This window comes from Sorangium sp. So ce281 (assembly GCF_051527395.1).
In the GTDB taxonomy this organism is placed as follows: domain Bacteria; phylum Myxococcota_A; class Polyangia; order Polyangiales; family Polyangiaceae; genus Sorangium; species Sorangium cellulosum_B.
In genome coordinates, this window is sequence record NZ_CP150322.1 from 6498518 (window position 1) to 6513823 (window position 15306).

General features: G+C 71.2%; 13 protein-coding genes. 2 read left to right on the forward strand and 11 right to left on the reverse strand.

The genetic code is table 11. The features are described 5' to 3' along the window. Nucleotides 1-6 precede the first annotated feature (6 nt). The 4 genes from WMF27_RS24680 to WMF27_RS24695 all read right to left on the reverse strand — a co-directional run bounded on the left by WMF27_RS24680 (nt 7) and on the right by WMF27_RS24695 (nt 6002). Entirely contained in the window at nt 7-3048 is a 3042-nt protein-coding gene (locus WMF27_RS24680) for a hypothetical protein (protein WP_437766430.1), read from the reverse strand. A gap of 220 nt (nt 3049-3268) precedes the next feature. Then, nucleotides 3269-3670 (reverse strand): group II truncated hemoglobin, encoded by a 402-nt coding sequence (locus WMF27_RS24685; protein ID WP_437766429.1) that lies wholly within the window; start codon nt 3668-3670, stop codon nt 3269-3271. A gap of 47 nt (nt 3671-3717) precedes the next feature. Further along, complete coding sequence (locus WMF27_RS24690; RefSeq protein ID WP_437766428.1) at nt 3718-5256, reverse strand: FAD-dependent monooxygenase; 1539 nt, start codon at nt 5254-5256, stop codon at nt 3718-3720. A gap of 98 nt (nt 5257-5354) precedes the next feature. Beyond that, on the reverse strand, nt 5355-6002 hold the full coding sequence (locus WMF27_RS24695) for a TetR/AcrR family transcriptional regulator (protein ID WP_437766427.1): 648 nt from the start codon (nt 6000-6002) through the stop codon (nt 5355-5357). Nucleotides 6003-6366: 364 nt separating this feature from the next. On the opposite strand from WMF27_RS24695, the gene WMF27_RS24700 reads away from it, so the two are divergent. Continuing rightward, a complete protein-coding gene (locus WMF27_RS24700; RefSeq protein ID WP_437766426.1) occupies nt 6367-7989 on the forward strand; it encodes a hypothetical protein in 1623 nt (540 codons plus the stop codon). Nucleotides 7990-8164: 175 nt separating this feature from the next. On the opposite strand, the gene WMF27_RS24705 is transcribed toward WMF27_RS24700, so the two are convergent. The 4 genes from WMF27_RS24705 to WMF27_RS24720 form a co-directional block, all read right to left on the reverse strand. Next, nucleotides 8165-9040, reverse strand: coding sequence for a peptidoglycan recognition protein family protein (locus WMF27_RS24705; protein WP_437766425.1), 876 nt, complete (start codon nt 9038-9040; stop codon nt 8165-8167). A gap of 216 nt (nt 9041-9256) precedes the next feature. Further along, nucleotides 9257-9814, reverse strand: coding sequence for a chlorite dismutase family protein (locus WMF27_RS24710; RefSeq protein WP_437766424.1), 558 nt, complete (start codon nt 9812-9814; stop codon nt 9257-9259). A gap of 213 nt (nt 9815-10027) precedes the next feature. Next, complete coding sequence (locus WMF27_RS24715; RefSeq protein WP_437766423.1) at nt 10028-11053, reverse strand: S-adenosylmethionine:tRNA ribosyltransferase-isomerase; 1026 nt, start codon at nt 11051-11053, stop codon at nt 10028-10030. Continuing rightward, entirely contained in the window at nt 11050-11862 is an 813-nt protein-coding gene (locus WMF27_RS24720; protein ID WP_437766422.1) for an SDR family NAD(P)-dependent oxidoreductase, read from the reverse strand. Before WMF27_RS24720 ends, WMF27_RS24715 begins: the two co-directional genes overlap by 4 nt. A gap of 90 nt (nt 11863-11952) precedes the next feature. On the opposite strand from WMF27_RS24720, the gene WMF27_RS24725 reads away from it, so the two are divergent. Beyond that, on the forward strand, nt 11953-12513 hold the full coding sequence (locus WMF27_RS24725; protein WP_437766421.1) for a helix-turn-helix domain-containing protein: 561 nt from the start codon (nt 11953-11955) through the stop codon (nt 12511-12513). A gap of 36 nt (nt 12514-12549) precedes the next feature. On the opposite strand, the gene WMF27_RS24730 is transcribed toward WMF27_RS24725, so the two are convergent. The 3 genes from WMF27_RS24730 to tssB form a co-directional block, all read right to left on the reverse strand. Then, entirely contained in the window at nt 12550-13140 is a 591-nt protein-coding gene (locus WMF27_RS24730) for a TIGR00730 family Rossman fold protein (protein ID WP_437766420.1), read from the reverse strand. 152 nt (nt 13141-13292) lie between these two features. Then, nucleotides 13293-14777, reverse strand: coding sequence for a type VI secretion system contractile sheath large subunit (tssC, locus tag WMF27_RS24735; RefSeq protein WP_437766419.1), 1485 nt, complete (start codon nt 14775-14777; stop codon nt 13293-13295). Nucleotides 14778-14780: 3 nt separating this feature from the next. After that, nucleotides 14781-15272 carry a type VI secretion system contractile sheath small subunit gene (tssB, locus tag WMF27_RS24740; RefSeq protein ID WP_061619036.1) on the reverse strand — a complete coding sequence of 164 codons (492 nt, stop codon included), beginning with the start codon at nt 15270-15272 and terminating at the stop codon, nt 14781-14783. Nucleotides 15273-15306 lie beyond the last annotated feature (34 nt).

The following is a 15306-nucleotide window of genomic DNA, read 5'->3' on the forward strand; positions in this document are numbered from 1 at the left end:
CCGCGCTCAAGCCGGCGTGACGCGGCTGGCGACGTCGCCGGGTCCGACGGCGCTGGGCTCGGGGCGAAGATCCTTCACGGTGCTCGCCCAACTCTGGCCCGCGCTCCCCGTCGCGTCGTCGAGCGTGCGCACGACCTCGCGAGCGAGCGCCTCGCCGAGCAGCCGGTACGCCTCGAACTGCGCTTCGTCGAAGAACTGATCCGCGGTCGTCTGGTGCGGAAACTCGGGGTAAGACTCCGCATAACGCTGGACGTCGAGCGGCAGCCCGGGCAAGAGGCCGGCCTTGACGTAGACGACCGTGACCTCCTTGGTCGCCTTGTCCTTCTCGGTCGCCTCGGTCTTCGCGCCCGGATCCAGCTTGAACTTCCCCACCAGGATCGGCGTGCGCGGGGTGCGCTGCTCCCATGTGCCTCGCGGATCCTTCGGGCGAACGCGCTCGAGGTCCTCGCGCGTCAGCTCGAAGTCGAGCCCGCGGTCCACCCGCAGGATCCGCGCCGCCTTCGCGAGCTCGTCGCACGTCCACTCGGGATCGGCGCTGGCGTCGATGCACAGGATGAGCTCGCACTCCCGCTCGACGAGCGTGGTCAGTCCCAGGTTGTCGTGGTGACCGCCGTCGGAGACGAAGACCAGCGTGTCGCTCTCCTTGTTCCGCGCGAAGATCTCTTTGAACTGATAGGCGCTCCAGAAGTGCGCCCACCTCCGGAAGAGCACGTGCGGAGCGCCGGCAGACCTCGCGAAGCGGGGGTTCTGGACCCAGAGGCCGAGACCGCAGTTGAGCAACGTGAGGACGGCGCGCGCCCACCGCGGGATCAGCGTGCCGCCCTGGCTGTTCACGGCTGCAGCGCTGATGGCGATCGAATGGGCCAGGGTGAGCGTGTCGCCATAGGCCTCTGCCGGCCCCCACCCGGTCGCGGGCCCGCCGACGGCATAAGGGCTGAACTCGAACCGCGCGGTGCCCCGTTTGTAGAGGACAGGGTCATCCGACCCCGGGGTGTTGACCGTGGCGGTCACGACGTGGAGCGGCCCGCCGCGGTGCGGCCCGCCTAGGTTCCAGGGCGCCGGGTCCGCCGCGCACGTCCTCTCGACGCGCGACGGGCTCGAGGGCCTCAACGCGGCGAGCGGCCAGGCGGAGGGAGAATCGCTGGCCGGCCGGTCGGAGTCGCCCGGCAACGACAGGTACGCACGGCGGATCTGGTTGGCCCAGAACCGGTGAAGGCCCGTATGGTTCCTCGACGTCATGAAGCTGAGCCCGATGAACACCAGGCTGAGCGCGGCCACGACCATCAGCTCGACGACGTGCAGCGGGTCGTGCTCGCCAGGCACGCGGACGAGCCCGTCGATCGACTGCGTGAGCCGGATCGGCGCGAAGAGCAGCCACCGAAGGACGTTCGCCCATGCCGACGTGACGCCCTTCACGACCTCGTAGAGCGCCGTGAAGCCGAGCGCGAACACCTGTCCGCTGACGGCGACCCCGATGACCGCGAGGAGCTGCTCGCGCTTCAGGCGGCTCAGCAGGACGGCGAGCGCGAGGGCCAGGGCGGCGCACAGGGCGAGGAGGGTGAGCAGGGGATCGGCCCGCAGCGCGAGCAGGGAGCACCACGTGAGCGCCGCGAGCAGCGCCGCGCGCGCGGCGACCCAGGTCCCCGCCTCGTGGACGGACGGCCGCGAGAGGAGGATCCCGGCGTACATGACGAGCAAGGCCAAGAGAAGGACACCTCCTGCCAGCGCGAGGACGAACACGAGGATGTCCAGCACAGGGAGCTCTGCCGCGATCGCGCCGGGCAGCGTGCCCGGGTCCGGAAAAGCCGTTGTGAAGAACAGAGATCGCGCTCCATCGAAGCGCGAGACGACCTCGGCCACCCCGCGCTTGACCGCGCGCGCGAGGAACCCCGACCTCGAGCTCGAGTGGTAGAGGAGAACGAGCGCCGCGAACCCGGCCGTGAGGAGCGACAGCGCGTTGGCGATCGCGCCGACGAAGATCATGATGAGGGGCTGGAGCGTGTTGGCCGTGAGGCCGATCCCGCCGGGGACGAGGTAGTCGCCTCGCAGGCGGATCCTGTCCAAAAGGCGGTTCCATGAGTCGGCCTCCAGCGGCTTGAAGCGGGGCTCCGCGTCCCCCTCCGGGTGAACGCCGGACGTCAGCGCCGTGAGCGCGCCCCCCGCCCAGCCTCCGCCGGACACGGAGCTCATGTAATCGACGTACTTGAGGATCACCTCACCGCTCTTGGTCCGGATCGTGGCGAGTCCTTTCAGGAAGCCGAGGCACAGGGTCGCCGAGCGAATGCCTCCGCCGGAGAGCGACAGCCCGATGAGGTGCGCGCCGCGCGGATCATCGCCATCGCCCGGGGAGGGGTGCTTCAGGTCGGCCGCGCGGCGCCGCGCCCCGATCCACATGGCTTCGAGCTCGCGAAGGTCACCGATGGTGCTGTACTCGGACTCGCCCCTCGAAGGCCTCGCGGCGGACTCCCACGACTGCAGGATCGTCAGCAGCGTGCCGAGCGTCAGCATGAGGGCAGCGATGACCGAGGAGACAAGCCTGTACTGCGGGCTCGTGTGCGGATCCCCGTGCACCGCGTACCACAAGGCCACCCCCCATACCGTGACGAACGTGCTCACCAGCAGGCCGACGGCGATCAGGACACCGCCGCGGCCCATGGGCTTCAGCCGGCTCGAGCCCGCCCCTGGGGGTAGATCCCGCGACAGGCGCCGAAGGAAGCGCCCCACGACGAACGCCTGAGGTGCCATGGCCCCGACGAAGACCATGGCGAGCGGGACCGCGGAGACCGCGGCGTCCACGAGCTCGCCGCGCCCCTCGATGACCGGAGTGAAGCGCTCCGGCGACCAGAAGAACGGCACCGCCCCAAAGACGAGGCCCGAGACGCCCAGGACCACCCGACTGGGCCAGTCCACCTCGCGAAAGAAGCGCTTCACCCATGGCCATGGGTTGCGCTCCCCCTTGCCCGGCCCCTGCCGGTCCGGCCTGTGACCGGGGAGGGCTTCCGATTGCGGCGGCGTGCGCTCTCCGTCCGGCGGCGTAGGCTTGGTCATCGGGTGCTCGTCGAGTTGGGACATCGTTCCCCGCACGGGTTCCAGGCGCCGCACGCCTGCCGTGGCGCAGCGGGTCCCCGTGCGCTGGCGGCAGGCGTCTCGCGCGACCTCACGAGAGCGGACGACGCATCGTACGGAAAATCGGGGAGCGATGGGGGCGTCCAGACGCGCGCGCCTCCCGCGCCGCGCCGCGCCGCGCCGCGCCGGCCGGCGCTTCCCGTCAGCCCGGACGGTTTCGCATGAAGTCCGCCACCTCGGCGAAGCGCTGGTCGAGGAAGGCGCGGAGCGGCGCGGGCACGTCGAGCTCGGCCATGGCCGCCCGCATGCAGCGCATCCAGGCGTCGCGCATCGCCATATCGACCGGGACGCGCGCGTGGCGCATCCGCAGCCGCGGGTGGCCGTGCGCCGCGATGTAGTCCTGCGGCCCGCCCAGCCAGCCGATCAGGAAGAGCGCGAATCGGTCGCGGCTCTCTCGGGCGACCTGGCCGCCCTCGTCGCAGACGTGGAGGCGCGCGAGCGCCGGCTCGTCGCGGCCCATGAGGTCGTAGAAGCGCTCGACGAGCCGGCGCACCGCCGGCTCGCCGCCCAGCAGCTCGAAAGGGGTCTCGGACGGCTCGGCCATGGGTGATGCCCTCTACCGGATCTGCGCCGGCGCTGCACGCCGCTGGCTCAGGCCGCCGCGGAGCTGCCGCAGGCCGCGCCGAACCACGTGGCGAGCGCGCGGCGCAGCCGGCGATGGGCGGAGGCCTCGGGCTCACCTGCCGCGGCCGCCCATGCCACATAGCCGTCGGGGCGAATCAGCAGCGCCTCCGCGGGGCGCGGCAGCGCAGCGCAGCGCGCGCTCACGACGTCCACGCGATCGCCCCAGGGCGCGGCCACGCCGCCGAGCGCGGCGCCGCCGGTCAGGTCGAGCAGCACGCCCCTGGCCCCGCGCATGAGCTGCGCGACCCGCGTCTCCCCCTCCTGCGTGGTCAGCGGGACGTCCGGCGCCCATCGCCCGAGCAGCGGATGCTGCTCGCCGGGCTCGGCCGACATCTCGTAACGGACGTCGGCCGCGTCCAGCATCTCGACGATATACCGCAGGCTCTGCTCGTGCTTGAGCAGCTCGCCGAGCAGCTCGCGCAGCGCGGCGACGCGCTCGTCCCGCATCATCAGCGCGCCCTGCGCCCGGGTGTGCATGATCACGCGCTTGCCCTCCGGGTGCCGCTCCGCGTGGTAGGTGTCGAGGAGCCCCGGCGGCGCCCAGCCGTGGACCTCGGCGGCCAGCTTCCAGCCGAGGTTGACCGCGTCCTGCAGTCCGGTGGTGAGGCCCGGCCCGCCGGCGGGGAGATGGATGTGCGCCGCGTCGCCCACGAGCAGCACGCGGCCAGCGCGGTACGTATCCGCCTGCCGGCTGGCGTCGGTGAACCGAGACAACCACCGCACCTCGCGGACGGGCAGATCCTCGCCGAGCGCCGCGCGAACGCTGGCCTGCAGCTCGTCGAGCGTCATCGGCGCGTCGCGGTCGAAGTCCGGCGGATACGGCTCCGACGTGACCACGCGAAACACGCCCTCTCCCAGGGGAACCAGGGCGATCCCGCCGAGCCCGAACCGAACGCGGCGGCCGCCGGAGAGGACGAGGTGCCCGTCCTCCGTCGCGCCCTCGGCCAGCGTGACGTCGGCGAGGCGCAGGAGCCGGGAGGGCGGGAGTCCGGGAAAGCCGATCCCGGACAGCTTGCGCACGGCGCTGCGGCCGCCGTCACACCCCACAACGAAGCGCGCCCGAAGCGGGTAGTCGCCGTCCGGGCCTCGGACGGCGACCGTCGCGCCCTCCCCGTCCTGATCCAGCCCGATGAGCTCGTGACCTCGACGGATCTCCGTCGTCAGCTCGCGCGCCCGCTCTTCCAGCAGCGCCTCGATGCGCGCCTGATGGATGCTCAGGAAGCGCCTCGACACGCGCGCGTGGTCGCCGCCGAGGGCCAGCGGTATCCCGCCGAAGTGCACGAAGCGCGTCATCTCCGCGGCGCTCTGCTCCGCGCGGAAGCGCTCGAGAAGGCCCCTGTGGTCGAGGATCTCCACGGCGCGCCCGCCGAGGCCGAGCGCCTTGGAGAGCCCCGTGGGCTCGGGCAGCCGCTCCAGCACCACGGGGCGCACGCCGGCCAGCCGCAGCTCGCAGGCCAGCATCAACCCGGTCGGACCGCCGCCCACGATGACGACATCGACGTTCATACGCGTTCTCCTTGTCGAGCTCCTTGTCGAGCAACGATCGATTGACAGCGATGGTTCAGCGACGACCTGTGGGCGGCGACGGACGAACGAGGCTCACGTCACGTGGTCTCTCCGGTGCCCGCGCGGCCGCCCCATCCAGGCGTGGTCACGCCGTCCAGCACGAGGCTCACGGTCTGCTCGCCGAGGCGCGCGGCGAGCTCGAGATCGCACGAGAGGCGCGCCCGGAGGTCCGAGAAGCGCGGCCCGAAGATGCCGATCCCGGCCAGCGCGCCCACGACGGTGCAATACAGGAGCTCGAACTCGCAGTCGCGCCGGAACACCCCGCCGGCTTGACCTCGCTCGTAGAGATCGCGCAGCTGCGACGGCAGCATCGCGAGCGTCGCGGGCGGCGCGGCCTGCCAGCCGCTCATCGCCTCGTGCATCGCGAGCGGCATGCACATCGGGCGCGAGAGGAGCAGCCGGAAGAACCTCGTGAACGCGCGCTGGAGCCCCTCGCGCGGCTCGAGCGCCGCCGACGCCTCGAGCGCCGGCCGCCACCCCTCCATGAGGCCGGACCACTGGTCCTCGAGGACCGCGCGGTAGAGGCCGTCCTTGCTGCCGAAGTGATGGTAAATCATGCGCTCGTTGACCCCGGCGCGCCCCACGATGGCGTGCACGCGGGCCCCGTCAGGCCCATGCCGCGCGAACTCCTCGGCGGCGGCGTCGAGGAGCGCCCGCCGCGTCTCCTTTTTCTCGTCTCCCGGCATCAGGTAAATGTTTATTTACTCATGAACGAGCGACGGTCAAGGGCGCGCATTGGCCGCGTCCCGTCGCGCGGTGGGACAGGGCGCCCGGCGCGGGCTCTCCCATCTCGGGCATCGGCGGTCCGCCCCGCGCTGGATCCATGCCTCCCGGGCGGCCGGGTCCTCTTCCGCTGTGGCGCGATGTAGGCGCAACCGGCCCCCTTCAGAGCGGCGCGCCTGACGCGGAGCTCGGCGCCGCGGCGAAGGCGCGAGCGGAGCCGGACGTTGCCGACCCTGATCGCAAGCGAAAACCGGCGAATCCTTGTGCCTCTTGCGGTAGGCTCGGCCCCAGGTCAGGTCTGGCCCCCTGGCCAATGTGCTTGTTGGCATGAACCAGAAAACGATGTTCCTCTCTGCGTTGGTGCTCGCGGCGGGCGCGCTCACGGTGAGCGTGACCGGCTGCGAGTTCATCGTCGCCGTCGATCGCAGCCAGATCTCCGACACGGGCGGTGCCGGCGGGGCTGGTGGCTCTGGCGGCGGCACGACGACGAGCAGCAGCGCCAGCTCGTCGTCAGACACCGGCGGCATGGGCGGCTCCGGCGGCACGGGCGGCTCGGACGGCACCGGTGGCACCGGCGGCTCCGGTGGCTCTGGCGGCTCCGGCGGCTCCGGCGGCTCCGGCGGCTCAATGACGTGCGCCGGCGGCGCGACCCCGTGCGACACGATCGGCGACTGCCCGGCCCCGGCCACGGAGTGCGTGAAGGCCACGTGCGAAGCAGGGTGCTGCGGCACGACCGACGTGCCCGACGGCACCCCCACGACGGCGGACCAGGAGGCGGGTGACTGCAAGCGGCAGGTCTGCGACGGCAACGGCGGCACGACGTCGATCCGCGACGACACCGACAAGCCGGCCGACGACGAATGCAACGTCGGCACGTGCCCGGGCGGCTCTCCGGGCAGCGCACCGAAGGCCGCTGGCACGAGGTGCACCACCGGCGGCAAGGTCTGCGACAGCAACGGCGCCTGCATCGACTGCCTCGCGGACACGGACTGCACCGCGCCCCAGATCTGCGATCCGACGGGCACGCGCACGTGCGTGAACGTGTCTTGCACCGACGGCGCGCTGAACGGCGGCGAGACCGACGTCGACTGCGGCGGCGTCGACGCCGGCTCCGGCTGCGCGCCCTGCGCCGACGACCTGGAGTGCGCGCTCGATTCCGACTGCGCGAGCGGCTACTGCAACACGGCCGGCAGGTGCGCGACGCCCAGCTGCATCGACACCGACCAGAACGGCAACGAGACCGACGTCGACTGCGGCGGCGCCTCCTTTCAGGGCGCTCCGGCCTGCGACAAGTGCGGTGTCGGGAGGAAGTGCGACGTCGCGGGCGACTGCACCACCGGCTTCTGCAGCGACGGCACCTGCGCGGCCAAGCCGGACGGCGCGTCCTGCGTGACCAACGCCGAGTGCGCCAGCGCGCGCTGCGTTGACGGTGTCTGCTGCGAAACGGCGTGCACCGGCGCCTGCCAGGCGTGCTCCGCGGCCAAGAAGCTCGGCGGCGTCGACGGCGCCTGCGGCACCATCGCGGCCGGAAGCGATCCGGACAACGAGTGCCCGGACGCGGGCGCGGCGTCGTGCGGGACCAACGGGTCCTGCGACGGCGCGGGCGCCTGCCAGCACTATGCAGCGGGTACGGAGGTGCCGTCCGGGCAGACGCTGGGCGATTGCCAGCAGCGCGTGTGCAACGGCGCCGGCGGCACCACGACGGACGATGACGTCACCGATCTCCCGGTGTCAGCGACCGTCTGCTTGACGGACGCCGCGTGCACGGGCACGCCGGCCATGCCGAGCTTCACGATGGCGCCGGCGGGCACCGACTGCACCGCCGACGGCCTGCCCGGCAAGACGGTGTGCGGCGGCGGGCCCGCGGCCGGCACGTGCGTCGAGTGCAACGACGACTCGAGCTGCACCTCGCCGGCCACGTGCAACACGACGACGAACGTCTGCGAGTGATCGCGACAGCGTGGAGGACGCCCGGGGCGACCTGGCCGCCTTCCTCGTTTTGTCGGCGTGCTCGGGGTGCAGCAGGCCTCGAGGCGATGACGATCGCAAAGATGGGTCGGCCGACGCGCCACCGATCGTCGAGCCCCGGATCGCGCCACGCGGCGATCCGCGCCCTCCGGCGGTGTCACCGGCCACAGAGGGAGGTGGACCAGGCGTCGGCCTGGAGGATCACGGCGTTCGAAGCGCCAGGGGACTCGGTGATGTCGGTAAGGTCGCTCTTCGCCACGTACATGGGGCCGCTGGGCACGCCCGCCATGCGCGGGATCTTGGAGTCGAGCAGCGCCCAGCTGCCACCGTAGGTGAAGCTCGTGACCTGGACCAGCGCTGCGCGGTTCAGCTTGCCGACGATCCTCCGAGGGCGCGACGGAGCATCCACGTTGTAGACGTTGGCTCCGGTCGACGACGCTCGGTAGGTCCTCAGAAAGCGGGCCAGGTCGGTTCGAAATACGTTCATATCGGTGTTCCGGCCCGGGCACGTCTTGATCCCTTTGCCGTCCCACGTAGGCGGATACATGATCGTACCGGTCGTCTTGTCCTTCCACGAGCACTCGCGATGCCCAGGCACCGTGTTCGCCGTGATGTCGTTGAAGGGCAATTCGCACCACCGCATCAGAGAGCGGATCATGCAAAATGCTCTGTTACGGAGATCCGGCAACATCGTCTCTCTGTCGTAATTTCCTACGATCTCGATGCCGAGCGTCCGGGCGTTCCACTCCCCGGCGTGGATGCCCACCTGATTCGGAGGCGTGCCGACCCAGATGCCATCCGGCGCATTGAAGAGGTGGGGGCCGGCGGTCCACCTGGGCTTGGCCTTGTACATCGCCATGAGATTGGGCATGTCGACGTTCCCATTCCACGATTTGCGGAATCCCTCCGTGTGGTGAATGACGATGCCCTTCACCCACGCGGGGCCCCGCTTGCCGAGCGTCGACAGGTAGCTATCGAACGCCGCCATATCGCGGAGTTGCCTGCCATCCCAGAGAAAATCGACGTTCCCCATGGCGACCGCCTCCGCTGAGGAGGGTACCAAAGGGGGCTGGCGAGCTCAACGATTATCACGGATCTCGCAGGGCTGCCCCGCCCATTCCGCGGGCACGACGCGCGGGCGGGCAACAGGGTGGGCACGAAGCGGACGCGGGGTTCGGGTCGCAGCTCCAGGGAAGCACCCGATCGCGACGGTTCCCCCTCCATCAACGCATCCCTCGGCAACTCCGTACTATGCGCGCGACAACCGCACCTCGACCTCCCGCTCCACGTAGGACCACTCCTCCGTCTCGCGCAGCCTGCCCACGAGCTCGTCGAAGGCGCCGGCGTCGCCCTCGGCAAACTCGAACCAGGTCAGGAAGTCGAACGGGCCGCCGAGATCCCGGCTGTGGTAGAGCCGCCTCGCCACGGCCGGCAGGTACTCCAGCCCGATCTTGATATGGCGCGACCTCGCCTCGAAGATGGCCCGCCGCTCGTCCTGCGCGAGCGCCCACCACGCCTTCGATTTTCTGAGCGGGATCAGCGCCGCTTGCGTGCTCGACGCCCGCTCCAGGTCTTCCTGTAGGGCGACGAGGCGCTTTCTCTCCTCGAGCTCGACGTAACGCTCGTTGCTCCTCACGCCGCTCAGCACCCAGGCCGCTCCCGGCGGCGCGACGAAGCTGCTCCCCTCGACGCGCTGCAGCCGCGGCGCCGCGGGCATCTCCTCGCCTCGCACCAGGACCGTCCTCTCGACCCGCCACTCCCCGGCGGAACCTGCGACGAAGCTGACCCGAACCGGATTTCCTTCCATGGATGGCTCCGAGGCGACGGCAACGCCGGACGAATCCCACCGACCCCCGACGGCGGGGCGGCCCTACCACACGCCCTCTCGTCACGAGAGCGCCCGGGAAGGCGGCTGCGCTCGGGCTCGCCGCGCCGGCCGAGCCCGACACCCAGCGCCGTTGATGATGTGCGGACAGGGGTTTCGCCGTGGTTTCCGCGCGATGATTTTCCGTCGCCCGCGTCAGCTCAGGACAAGATAGGAGTCGCCGAACTCGTGACAGAGATACCCTGCCTCCTCCGCATAGGCGTTCGCGCGGTGGAGCAGCGAGGCGGGCGCGAACGCCTCGAGGAGCCGGAAGTGGCTCTCTGTCGGATCGTGCACGCCGGTCAGGAGCCCGTCGACCACCCTCGGCCGGAAGCCGTGGTGAAGGACCAGGTCGGTGACCCCCGCGCCGGCCTGGAGCTCACCCCCGTGCTGGGCGGCGCAGCCCTCGAGCGCGCGCGTCACCGTCGTGCCGACCGCGATGACGCGGCGCCCGCGCGCCCTGGCCTCGCGCACCGCCGCCACCGTCTCTTCCGGGATGTCGAAGCGCTCCGGCAAGGGCAGCAGGGCGTCGAGGGCCGGCTCGCCCGTCGACGAGATCCCGGCGGCGTGCGTGAGCGAGGCGACGCGCACGCCGCGGCGGATCAGCTCGAGCAGCAGCCCCCAGACGAGCGGCCGGCCGGCCGAGGGGAGCTCGGCGCAGAGAGGCCGGCTCGCGTAGCGCGTCTGCGTGTGCCAGATCGCGAGCGGGCCCGCGACGTACGCATACTGGATCGGGCGCCCCCGCCGGTAGAGCGCCGACCAGAGCGGCGCGCCCCGCTCGCGAAAGGCGATCTCGACGAGGCGCGGCGAGGCCGGAGACACGCGCTCGACCGTGGCCGACAGGTCCTCTCCGAACGTCACCGCGTCCCCCGGGCCGAGGGCGGGCGGCGCCGGGCGCTCCTCGGTGCGCGTGAGCCAGTCGCCGGCGCCGAACAGCAACGCCGAGTAGCGCCCCTCGGACAGCTCGCCGATGAGGCGCACCTCGACCGCCGCGCCGCGCTCGGTCGCGCCGTGGAGCGACGCCGGCAGCGTGGCGCCGTCGTTGACGACCAGGAGATCGCCCGGCTCGAGGAGCGCGGGCAGATCCGCGATGCGCGCGTCGCGCAGGCGCCCCGCTCGCGGGTCCACGTGGAGGAGCCGCTCCTCGAGCGGGCTCTCGCGAGGCCACACGGCGGGGCTCATGGCGCCTCCTGCAGGCGCGCGGCCTCGAGGCGCGCGCCGCTCGCCACCTCGCCGGCGCGGCCGACGAGCGCGACGATGCGCCTCGCCACGTCCGCTGGATCCGCCAGCGTGCTCGGGTCGGCGTCGGGGATGGCCTCCGCGTGCATCCGGGTGTTCATCTCGCCCGGGTCCACCGCGTAGAACGCGACGCCCGTCCCCTCGAGCTCGGCGGCCCAGGTGCGGCTCAGGTGATCGAGCGCCGCCTTCGAGGCGCCGTAAGCGCCCCACCGCGGATAGGCGTTCACCGCCGCGTCCGAGCTGATGTGGACGACGACCCCGCGCCGCCGCAGCGCCATCGCGCCGGCGACCACCTTCGTCAGGCGGAACGGGCCGACCACGTTGACCTCGAGCACGCGCCCGAGATCCTCGCACTCCGTGTCGAGCAGGATCGGCAGCGGCGTCTTGCCGAGCGTGCTCGCGTTGTGGATGAGCAGGTCGATCGGCCCGGCCAGCGCCGCCGCCGCGCCCGCGATCGCGTGCGTCTGGAGCTTGTCCCCGATGTCCGCCGCGAGCGCGTGCGCCTCCCCGCCCTGCGCGGCGATCTCGGCCGCGACGGCCTCGAGCGGCGCGCGCTCGCGCGCCACGAGGACCACCCTCGCGCCCTGCCGGGCGAGCTCCCTGGCCAGCGCGGCGCCGAGCCCGCGGCTCGCCCCCGTGACCAGCGCCGCCCGCGGCGCGAACCGCTCGCCCCGCGCGGCGCGGGGGAGCGCCGGGTGGGAGCTCCCTTCGGCCTGGATCAGCGCCTCGCTTCCGGTCGATTCGTCGTTCATGGTGCCTTCCTCCTCGACACCAGCCTACTCCGCGCGGGTTCTCCCGTTGGAGCGGGCTCCAATATCCTGGAAGAGTGCTACTCTCCGGGCATGGACCAGGACGCGGAGCTCGCGGGGCGGCTCGCCAAGAACATCAAGCAGCTGCGCGAGGCGCGCGGGCTGACGCAGCAGCAGCTGGCCAAGCTCGCCGGCGTGCCGCGGGCGACCTGGGCGCACCTCGAGTCCGGCGCGGCGAACCCGACGCTCGGCGTGCTGCACCGGGCCGCCGCCGCGCTCCAGGTCTCCATCGAGGAGATGCTCTCCGCGCCCCGCGCCACGTGCCGGCTCTACGCGCGCGACACGCTCCCCACGCGCTCTCCCGGGCAGGCGTTCGTCCGCAAGCTCCTGCCGGACCCGATCCCGGGCATGGAGATGGATCGCATCGCGATCCCCCCGGGCGGGCGGATGACGGGCGTCCCGCACACCCCGGGCACCCGCGAGTACCTGACGTGCGAGTCGGGGGAGCTCCAGCTCGTGGTCAGCGGAGAGCGGTTCACGCTCGGCTCCGGCGACGTCGCCGTGTTCCGCGGCGATCAGCGCCACTCGTACAACAACCCCGGCAAGCAGCCGGCGGTCGGCTACTCGGTCGTGGTCCTCGCGCGCGTGCTCTGAAGGGGCAGCGGCGCGCATCCCACGGCGCCGCGGCGCCTACCGCTCGCCGGGCGCCATCCACTTGGGCTCGGCGCCCGGGCGCCACGCGGCGAGCAGATCCAGGAGGGCCGGCGCCTCCTCGGCGACCTGCAGCACGGCGCGGTGGGCCGGCTTCATGAACTGCTCGGTCACGACGTGATCCAGAAAGGCGATCAGCGGGCGGTAATACCCCGCCACGTCGAGCAGCCCGACCGGCTTGTCCTGGGAGCCGAGCTGCGTCCATGTCCACGCCTCGAACAGCTCTTCCAGCGTCCCGACGCCCCCCGGTAAGGCGATGAACGCGTCCGCGAGGGCGGCCATCTCTGCCTTGCGCTGGTGCATCGTCTCGACCACGCGCAGCTCCGTCAGCCCGCGGTGCTCGACCTCCCGCTGGTTGAGGAACCCCGGGATGACGCCGATCACCTCACCGCCGCGCGCGAGCACCGCGTCGGCGATCACGCCCATGAGACCGACGCGGCCCCCCCCGTACACGAGCCCGATCCCCCTCGCCGCGAGGAGCTCACCGAGCCGCACGGCCGCCTCGCGGTAGGCCGGCGACGCGCCGGGGTTCGACCCGCAGTAAACGCAGATCCTGGAGAGCGTTCTCATGGGCCCGAGCCTACGCCGGCAGGCGAGCTCGTCCAAGCGGGAGCGGTGGGCCGGCGCGCCGTGGAGGGTAGCTTTCCCCCCGGCGGCGCGCCCTGGCACCCCCGCGCCGCGGCCTGGCACCTCCGCATGGCGGCGGCGCCGTGGCCGGCGGATCACTCCTTGTCGAGCTTGCCGACGAGGCTCAGCGTGAAGAAGGCGCCCATGTACTTGAAGTGCGGGCGCACCTGCATGTCGACCTTGTACCAGCCGGCGTTCCCCGGCACCTCGGTCACGATGATCTTCGCCTTGCGGAGCGGCCTGCGCCCGCGGGTCGCCGCGGAGACCACGTCCTGATCGGCGACGTACTGGCCGATCCAGTCGTTGAGCTCCTTCTCGAGATCGCCGCGCTCCTTCCACGTACCGATCTGCTCGCGCTGCAGCACCTTCAGGTAGTGCGCGATGCGGCACATGATGAACATGTACGGCAGCTGCGTGCCGAGCCGGTAGTTCATCTCGGCCGCCCTGCCCTCGTCGCTCTGCCCGAAGAACTTCGCCTTCTGGGCGGAGTTGGCCGAGAAGAAGCAGGCGTTGTCCGAGTCCTTGCGGAACGTGAGCCCGATGAAGCCCTCCTCGGAGAGCTCGAACTCGCGCCGCTCGGTGAGCATGATCTCGGTCGGCACCTTCGTCTGGATCTCGCCCATCGCCTCGTACTGGTGGAGCGGCAGGTTCTCCACGGAGCCGCCCGCCTGGGGGCCGATGATGTTCGGACACCAGCGGTACTTGGCGAAGCTGTCGGCGAGCCGGGTGGCGAAGGCGTACGTCGCGTTGCCCCAGCAGTACGCGTCGTGCTTGCCGACCACGTCCTCCTCGTAGTTGAACGCCTTCACCGGGACGGTGTTGGCGCCGAAGGGCAGGCGGAGCAGGAAGCGCGGCATCACGAGCCCGACGTAGCGCGCGTCCTCGGTCTCGCGGAACGCGTTCCACTTCGTGTACTGCGGCCCCTCGAAGAGCGCCTTGAGGTCCTTCAGGTTGGGCAGCCCCTGGAAGTCCTTCAGCCCGAAGAACTGCGGCCCGGCCGCCGCGATGAAGGGCGCGTGCGACATCGTCGCGACCGCGGCGCACTTCTGGAGGAGCGCGATGTCCTGGGGGCCCGGGCCGAACTCGTAGTTCGCGATGATCGCGCCGACCGGCTTGCCGCCGAACTGCCCGAACTCGGCCGAGTAGACGATCTTGTAGAGCCCGCTCTTCGGCACCTCGGGGGCGTCCTCGAAATCGGCGAGGAGGTCCTCCTTGGAGCAGTTGAGCATCTCGACCTTGACGTTCTCGCGGAAGTCACACCGGTCGATGACGAACTTGAGGCCGCGCCACGCGGACTCGAGCTTCTGGAAGCTCGGGTCGTGGAGGATCTCGTCGATCTGCCGCGACAGCTTGACGTCGATCTCCGCGATCAGCGCGTCGACGAAGGCCTTGTCGACCTTCTCGCCCTCGCGCCGCGGGGCGACGAGCTCCGAGATGAAGGCCTGCACGCCCCGCTTGGCGATCTCGTACCCCTCGTCGCCGGGCGTCATCTTCGTCTCGGCGAGGATCTCGTCGAGCAGCGACCCCCCCTCGAGGGTCTGGACGCCCGCGCTCCCCGCGGCCTGTGTCTCCGTCGCCATCGCTCACTCCCCTTCCTTCTCGAGCCCGAGCTCGCTCACGATCTTGTTGCGCTGAGCCGGGTCGCTCAGGATCTGCTGAATCTTGTTGCGGAACGCCTTCTCGTTTCCGAGCGGGCCCTTGAGGGCCGTCAGCGCGGCGCGCAGGTCGAGCAGCTTCTTGAGCTCCGGCACCTGGTTCGCGATCGCCTCCGGCTCCATGTCGCTCAGCCGGCGGAACTTGAGGTTGACCGTGAGCTCGCTGTTCTCCTGCTCGGACAGGACGTCCTTCACGTTGAAGGTGAGCGCGAGCTTCTGCTCGCTCATGACCTTCTGGAAGTTGTCCTTGTCCACGTTGATGGGCTTGCGGTCCTCGAGGGGCCGCGGATCCGGCCGCTGCGTGTAGTCGCCGAGCATCAGGAGCTTCAGCGGCAGCTCGACGTCCTCCTTCGCGTTCCCGGTGGCCGGCTTGTACGTGATGTTCACGCGCTCTTTCGGCGCGACCGATCCCTCTTTCATCGCAGGCTCCTTTCCCCGTCAGCAGCGGGCGGAG